The sequence below is a fragment of the Streptomyces sp. NPDC058457 genome, from assembly GCF_042720695.1.
GTDB lineage: Bacteria > Actinomycetota > Actinomycetes > Streptomycetales > Streptomycetaceae > Streptomyces.
In genome coordinates this window covers 1-7202 of sequence record NZ_JBHXLU010000172.1, presented here as the reverse complement: position 1 = coordinate 7202, position 7202 = coordinate 1, and the positions used below count along the sequence as shown (strand labels likewise).

Sequence of the window (7202 nt, the reverse complement as noted above, 5' to 3'; positions counted from 1 at the left end):
TAGCCTGCCGCCACCCCCGCATCACCCTCGGCCCCACCCCCACCCCGAGCACCCCGCTCAACCGCTCCCCCCTCCGATAGGCGGCGACGAACCGCCCCGCCGCCAACTCCCCCTCCACGACCCGCACTTCCTCATGCCCCCGCAGGTACCCGTACGCCTGGATCTTCATGTCGTACTGGTCGGACCAGAAGTACGGCACCGGCGCGAACGCCTTGCGTGCCACGGGACTGAGGAGATTCCGGGCCGCGGCCATCCCCTGCTCCGCCGCGTTGGTCCGGTGCTCGATCCGCATCGAGACCCCGAACAACGGGTTGTACCAACGGGCGACGTCGCCCGCCGCGTACACCCCTCGCGCGGCCTCGCAGTACTCGTCGCAGACGACCCCGTCGCCCACGGTCAGCCCGCTGTCGGCCAGCCACTCGACGTTGGGCAGCGAGCCGATCGCCACCAGCACCTCGTCGGCCTCGATCTCCGCCCCGTCGGCGAGCCGCACCCCGTCCTCGGTCACCTCGGTCACCGCGACCCCGGTCCGCAGGTCCACGCCCCGCTCCAGATGGGCCCGGGACAGCACTCGGCCCACCTCCTCGCCCACCGCGTGCGCGAGCGGCACCGGCGCCGGTTCCAGCAGGGTCACCTGTGCCCCCAGCCGCCAGGCGACCGCGGCGGCCTCGGCGCCGAGGAACCCGGCGCCGACCACCACCAGCCGCTGCCCGGGACCGAGCCGCTCCCGCAGGGTGAGCGCGTCGTCGAGGGTGCGCAGCACATGCGCGCCCTCCCCCGGCAGCCGGCGCGGCCGCACCCCCGTGGCCACGATCAGCCCGTCGTAGGGCACCGTCGAGCCGTCGGCCAGACGCACCGTACGGCCCGCCACGTCCAGCCCGTCCGCCGCCACCCCGAGCCGCAACTCCAGCCCCAGCGAGTCGAGTTCGGTCGGTGCCCGTAGCGTCACCCGGTCCGGCGCCCATTCGGCCGACAGCACCTGCTTGGACAGCGGGGGCCGGTCGTACGGGGTGTGCAGCTCGTCGCCGACGAGGGTCAGCGTGCCGTCGTAGCCCTCGCGGCGGAGCGTCTCGGCCGCCGCGAGTCCGGCCGCGGAGGCGCCGACGACCACGATCCGGTTCACTGTTCCACCAGTCGGATCGCGGCGGCCGGGCAGATCGCCACGGCCTCACGGACGGCGTCGAGGGTGTCCCCGGCGGGTTTCCCGTCCAGGACGAAGGCGATGCCGTCCTCGTCGCGCTGGTCGAACACCTCGGGGGCGACGAGCACACACTGCCCGGATGCGACGCACTTCGGTTCGTCCAGTTCGACATGCATGGTGTTCTCCTCGCTGTGGGTGGGGGCCCCGGTCACCAGGCGACCGGGAGTTCGTAGACGCCGTAGACGGATCCGTCGTGCTTGAAGGGCAGTTCGCCGATGCCGGCGGCGAGCCTTAGGCCGGGCACGCGGCGGTAGAGGGTGCCGTAGACGACCTGGAGTTCCATCCGGGCCAGCGGCTGGCCCAGGCACTGGTGGACGCCGAAGCCGAAGGCGACATGACGGCGGGCGTCGCGGGTGAGGTCGAGGCGGTCGGGGTCGGGGAAGGCCTCCGGATCGCGGTTGGCGATGTCGTTGGGCATGATCACGCCTTCGCCGGCCCGGATCACCTGGCCGGCGACCTCGATGTCCGTCAGGACCGCCCGGCGCCGGCCGCCGTGCACGATGCTCAGGTAGCGGAGCAGTTCCTCCACCGCGGACGCGATCAGCTTCGGGTCGTCCGTGTCCCGCAACAGGGCCAGCTGTTCGGGGTGTTCGAGGAGGGCGAGAGTGCCGAGGGCGATCATGTTGGCGGTGGTCTCGTGCCCGGCGAGCAGCAGCAGGACACCCATCTGCGCGGCGTCGGTCCGGGTCAGCTCGCCGGACTCCACCCGGGCCACCAGCCCGGAGAGCAGGTCGTCGCCGGGGTGCGCCGTCTTCTCGCCCATCAGCTCGTCGAGATAGGCGATCAGCTTCCCGTGGGCGGCCATCCGGTCCTCCATGGCCGCGTCCCGCTTGATGAGGATCTTGCTGTTCTCCTGGAAGAAGCCGTGGTCGTCGTAGGGCACTCCGAGCAGTGCGCAGATGACGAGCGAGGGCACCGGGAGGGCGAACGCCTCGACGAGGTCGACGGGTTTCGGGCCGGCGAGCATCTCGTCGATCAGGTCGTCCACGATCTTCTGCACGGCCGGGCGCAGCGCCTCCACGCGTTTGATCGCGAACGGCGCGGTGACCATGCGGCGCAGCCGGGCGTGTTCGGGGTCGTCCATCAGGATGAAGCTGATGTTGTTCTTGCCGTTGCTGGGGGCCTGGAGTGGGTATCCGGGCCGGGTGAGGTCGGCGCTGACCCGGGGGTCGAGCAGCACGGCACGCTGGTCGTCGTACCGGGTGAGCAGCCAGTAGTCCTTGCCGTCCCAGAGCCGGACCCTGGTGAGCGGTCCCTCCTTCTGGGCGGTGCTCAGGCCGGGGGGCGGGTCGAAGGGGCAGCCCGTGGACCGGGGCATCGGGAACGCGGGGACCGGTGCGGACGGGCCAGGTGCGCTGCCGGTCAGGGTGTCGGCCATCGCTGTCTCCTCGGGGTGGGGGGATGAGCACATGCAAACAGAATGGGCTGACCGCTTCCGGTCAGTTCCCTGACATCGAGCTGACGTGATCCAGGTCTCAGGACAGCATCGTCGCCATAACCCGCGTATCGGACGGACTTTATGAACTCACTTATAAATAAGTGAACTTGAGGCAACAGGCGATACCGCACGCACGCCCGGGCGGTCGGCCGCTCCGCTGCCCCGGTGCCCCCGCCCGACGGACGAGACGATCGCCGGGCGTTTGCTCGTGGCTTCCATCGCGAAGCAGGCACCCGGACCCCGGCTACTCCCCCAGCCAGTAGCCGAAGCCCCGCCTGGTGTGGATCAGCGCGGGGCCGCCCCGGTCGACCTTGCGTCTGAGCCGGGAGACCAGCTGCTCCATGGCGTTGTCGCCCCGGAACTCGCCCCAGACATAGCGGCTGATCTGCTCCTTGGACAGCACCTTGGGGGCGTTGACCAGAAGATGACGCAGCAGCCGGTACTCGGCGGGCGTGAGGTCGAGGATGCGGGCGCCCCGGCGGGCCCGGCAGGTGCCCTCGTCCAGGACCAGGTCGGCATGGTCCAGCGTGCCGCCCAGCCGGCCACCGCCGCCCACGGCCCTGAGCAGGACCTTGACCCGGGCCAGGACCTCGGCGATCCGGACGGGTTTGGTGACATAGTCCCGTTCGCCGGTGCCGAGTTCGGGCACTAACCGGGCCAGGGATTCACAGGCGGCCAGCAGGAGGACCGGCGGCCGGTAGGCCGGCTTGAAGCGGCCGCCCTGGGCGAGGTCGTCCAGGCCCGACAGCTCGGCGTCGATGACGACCAGGCCGAACCGGTGCTCCGCGAGCCGCCGCGCCACCTCGGCGCCACTGCCCGCCACACTGGTCCGGTAGCCCGCCAACTCCAGGGTGGAGGTGAGGAGTTCGGCGGTGTCCGGGTCACCGGCGGCGACCAGGAGCCGCTGTCCGCTGCCACGGGCGAGCGCTTGGGGCGCGGGAGAGGTGCCGTACATGGGGTGGCCCATCCGTTCGAAGCGCGGGCAATTCGCTTGCTTGACTCAAGTAAGCCACATATGCTTGCCTAACTCAAGTAATCGGGGTCGTTCTGAGCGGAGACCGCCCCGAGGGCCTGCCCTACGGCGGGCCCGGGCGCCGGGCCCGTGGGGACGGGAACCGGCGCGGCCCTCGGGCCGGTCGCCGGCCCACTCCCCCCGGCACGGCGACCGGCCCGAGGACACCTCCTCGGCCGCACGGCCCGACGAACCACCACGGCACCACCAGAAAGCGAGAGTCACCCATGGCCACGATGAAGTCCGTACAGACCGGCGGCGTCGGCAGGATCGAGGTCGTGGACGTCGAGCGTCCCGTGCCCGGCCCGAAGGACGTGCTGCTGAGGATCCGCGCGGGCGGTATCTGCGGCACCGACGTCACCTTCCTGCACATGGGCGGCATGCCCGCCCGCGCCCACCTCGGCGGCGACCTGGTCCCGATCGCCCTGGGCCACGAGCCGGCCGGCGAGGTCGTCGAGGCCGGCGCCGAGGTCACGGAGCTGAAGGTGGGCGACCGGGTGGTGGTGAACCCCCAGGACGCACCCACCGGGATCATCGGCTGCGGCGGCCGGTACGGCGCCCTCAGCGAGTATCTGCTGATCGAGAACGCCGAGGTCGGCCGGAGTGTCGCGGTGTTCCCGGACACCGTGCCGTTCGAGGTCGCCTCCCTGAACGAGCCGATGGCGGTGTCCCGGCATGCGGTCAACCGCTCGGAGGCCGCACCGGACGACAAGGTGGTCGTGTTCGGCGCCGGACCGATCGGGCTGGGCGCGGCGATCTGGCTGAAGCTGCGGGGCGTCCGGCACGTGGTCGTCGCCGACGTCATCCCGGCCCGGCTGGAGAAGGCGCTGGCCGTGGGCGCGGACGCCGTGATCAACTCCGCGGAGGAGGACGTCACGGCGCGGCTGACCGAGCTGCACGGGCAGAGCGCCAACGCGCTGGGCCAGCCGCGCCCCGGCACCGACGTCTTCATCGACGCGGCCGGTGCCCCGGCGGTCTTCAACACCGTGGTGGCCAACGCGCAGTGGCACGCCAGGCTGGTGATGGTCGCCGTGCAGAAGAAGGGCGAGATCGACCTCGGCGGGATGCTGCGCAGCGAGCTGACCCTCGTCGCCTCGCAGGGCTACCCGACGGAGATCTTCGAGGTCACCCCCGAACTGGTCGAGCACCACGAGCGGTTCGCGAAGCTGATCAGCCACCGCGTCCCGTTCACCGAGGTGGACCGGGCCTTCCGGCTGGCGCTGACTCCGGGGGCCGCGGAGAAGGTCGTCGTCACCTTCGACGCGTAGCGGAGACGGGCGCCAGCCACAGCCCGAGGAGCGCGTCGGCGAGCCCGGTGGCCGCGTCGCTCCAGGTGGCGCGTGGAGTGGCGGTGCCCTCGGCCAGGGCGCGCTCGCGCTCGGCGCAGGTGTGCAGGATCAGCGTCCGTGCCATCAGGCCGCGTTCGGTGCGGACCTCGGCGGGCAGTTCCGGCAGCCGCCGGTTCAGCGCGTCGACGGCCAGACGCAGCGACGGCGAGGCCAGGGACTCCTCGACCATGATGTCGTAGAGGGCGGGGTCGGTCATGACCTGGGCGCAGAAGCGGGCGTACCAGGTGGGGCTGCCCAGGCTCGCGAGGTGCTCGGTGATCGGGCGGACCAGGCAGTCCACCCAGTCCCGCACGTCGTCGGAGTCGCCGACCTCGGCCAGCAGGCGGACCCGGATCTCCTCGATCCGGTCGAAGTGCCGGGCGGCGACGGCGCGGACCAGGTCGGCCTTGGTGCCGAAGTGGTAGCCGACGGCCGCGTTGTTGCCCTGGCCGGCGGCCTCGCTGACCTGACGGTTGGAGACGGCGTACACGCCCTGTTCGGCGAAGAGCCGCTCCGCCGCAGCCAGGATGGCCTCCCGTGTCGCGCTGACCTGGTCCGCCCGCGCCGTCCTGCCCGCCATGCCCACCACCGCTCCGGGACCGCGCACCACCCGGAACGACCGGTCCCGCAAGCCGTACCGGGGCCCCGCCCCGAGCGGCGGGGTCCAGCCGAAGAAGCCTACGCGGCAGGGCCGCTGAATGCGGTGACACCCTGCCAGTACAGTAAGTCAAGCGACTGACTTAAATATGGGCCAGTCGCCCCTGCCCTGCCTACGGAGGCCCCCTCCCATGTCCGAAGCCCCTGTCCGGCCCGCCGGGTCCGTGCGACCCGCGCGAACCAGTCCGAACGCGGTGGTGGCGGTGCTGGCCCTGGCCGGTATCACCGTCTCGCTGATGCAGACCCTGGTGATCCCGATCGTCCCGGAGCTGCCGAAGTACCTGAACGCCTCGGCGTCCAACGCGGCCTGGGCGGTGACGGCGACCCTGCTGGCCGCCGCCGTGGCCACCCCGGTGGCCGGCCGTCTCGGCGACATGTTCGGCAAGCGGCTGATGCTGCTGGTCAGCCTGGTGCTGCTGGTCTCCGGCTCGGTGGTGGCCGCGCTGAGCGACTCGCTGGTCCCGATGATCGTCGGCCGCAGCCTCCAGGGCCTCGCGGCCGCCGTGGTCCCGCTCGGCATCAGCATCATGCGCGACGAACTGCCGCCGGAGCGCCTCGCGGGCTCGACGGCACTAATGAGTGCCTCGCTGGGCGTCGGTGGCGCCCTCGGCCTGCCGACCGCGGCCTTCATCGCGGACCACTACGACTGGCACGTGCTGTTCTGGACCTCGGCCGCCCTCGGTGTCGTCGCGTTCGCGCTGGTGATGCTGCTGGTGCCGGAGTCCAAGGTGCGCTCGGGCGGCCGCTTCGACGCGGTCGGCGCGGTGGGCCTCGCGGTCGGCCTGGTCTCGCTGCTGCTCGCCGTCTCCAAGGGTGCCGACTGGGGCTGGACGAGCGGCACCACGCTCGGCCTGTTCGGGCTCGCGGTCGCCGTGCTGCTCGCCTGGGGCTTCTTCGAACTGCGCACCGCCCAGCCGCTGGTCGACCTGCGCACCACGGTCCGCCGCCAGGTGCTGTTCACCAACCTCGCCTCGATCGCGTTCGGCTTCTCGATGTTCGCGATGTCCCTGGTGCTCCCACAGCTGCTCCAGCTGCCGACCCAGACGGGCTACGGCCTCGGCAGGTCGATGCTGACGGTCGGTCTGGTGATGGCGCCGCAGGGTCTGGTGATGATGGCCTTCGCACCGGTCTCGGCCGCCATCACCAAAACCAGGGGCCCGAAGATCACCCTCATGATCGGCGCGGTGATCGTCGCCGCGGGCTACGGCCTCAACATCGTCCTGATGTCCGAGGTCTGGCACCTGATCCTGGTCTCCTGCATCATCGGTGCCGGTGTCGGCTTCGCGTACGGCGCGATGCCCGCGCTGATCATGGGCGCGGTCCCGGCCTCGGAGACGGCGGCGGCGAACAGCCTCAACACGCTGATGCGGTCCATCGGCACGTCGGTGGCCAGCGCGGTCGCCGGGGTGGTCCTGTCGCAGCTGACCATCAGCCTCGGCAGCGCCACCCTGCCCTCCGAGAACGGCTTCAAGGTGGTCATGGCGATCGGCGCGGGCGCGGCCGTCCTGGCCCAGGCGCTGAGACACATCAGACGCTGCCTACGACAAGTCAAGTTAAGATCTCGGT

The 7202-nt window shown here is 71.4% G+C and carries 7 protein-coding genes; 2 read left to right on the top strand and 5 right to left on the bottom strand.

Translation table 11 applies throughout. The annotated features are described in order from the left end of the window. From ACFWPS_RS53590 to ACFWPS_RS53575, 4 genes are all read right to left on the bottom strand, one after another. Window positions 1-1123: NAD(P)/FAD-dependent oxidoreductase (locus tag ACFWPS_RS53590; RefSeq protein ID WP_383721789.1), on the bottom strand; the 1123-nt coding region annotated here is incomplete at its 3' end. Continuing rightward, window positions 1120-1317, bottom strand: a complete 198-nt coding sequence (locus tag ACFWPS_RS53585) for a ferredoxin (RefSeq protein ID WP_383721787.1) — start codon at window positions 1315-1317, stop codon at window positions 1120-1122. The genes ACFWPS_RS53585 and ACFWPS_RS53590, both read right to left, overlap by 4 nt. A gap of 32 nt (window positions 1318-1349) precedes the next feature. After that, complete coding sequence (locus ACFWPS_RS53580) at window positions 1350-2579, bottom strand: cytochrome P450 (protein ID WP_383721785.1); 1230 nt, start codon at window positions 2577-2579, stop codon at window positions 1350-1352. A gap of 304 nt (window positions 2580-2883) precedes the next feature. Continuing rightward, window positions 2884-3594 carry a response regulator transcription factor gene (locus ACFWPS_RS53575; protein ID WP_383721783.1) on the bottom strand — a complete coding sequence of 237 codons (711 nt, stop codon included), beginning with the start codon at window positions 3592-3594 and terminating at the stop codon, window positions 2884-2886. Window positions 3595-3878: 284 nt separating this feature from the next. On the opposite strand from ACFWPS_RS53575, the gene ACFWPS_RS53570 reads away from it, so the two are divergent. After that, complete coding sequence (locus ACFWPS_RS53570; protein ID WP_383721781.1) at window positions 3879-4919, top strand: zinc-binding dehydrogenase; 1041 nt, start codon at window positions 3879-3881, stop codon at window positions 4917-4919. On the opposite strand, the gene ACFWPS_RS53565 is transcribed toward ACFWPS_RS53570, so the two are convergent. Beyond that, entirely contained in the window at window positions 4903-5559 is a 657-nt protein-coding gene (locus tag ACFWPS_RS53565; protein WP_383721779.1) for a TetR/AcrR family transcriptional regulator, read from the bottom strand. The two genes, ACFWPS_RS53570 and ACFWPS_RS53565, sit on opposite strands and share 17 nt — an antisense overlap. 208 nt (window positions 5560-5767) lie before the next feature. Here ACFWPS_RS53565 and ACFWPS_RS53560 point away from each other — a divergent pair. Next, on the top strand, window positions 5768-7202 hold a 1435-nt coding region (locus tag ACFWPS_RS53560; protein WP_383721777.1), incomplete at its 3' end, for an MFS transporter.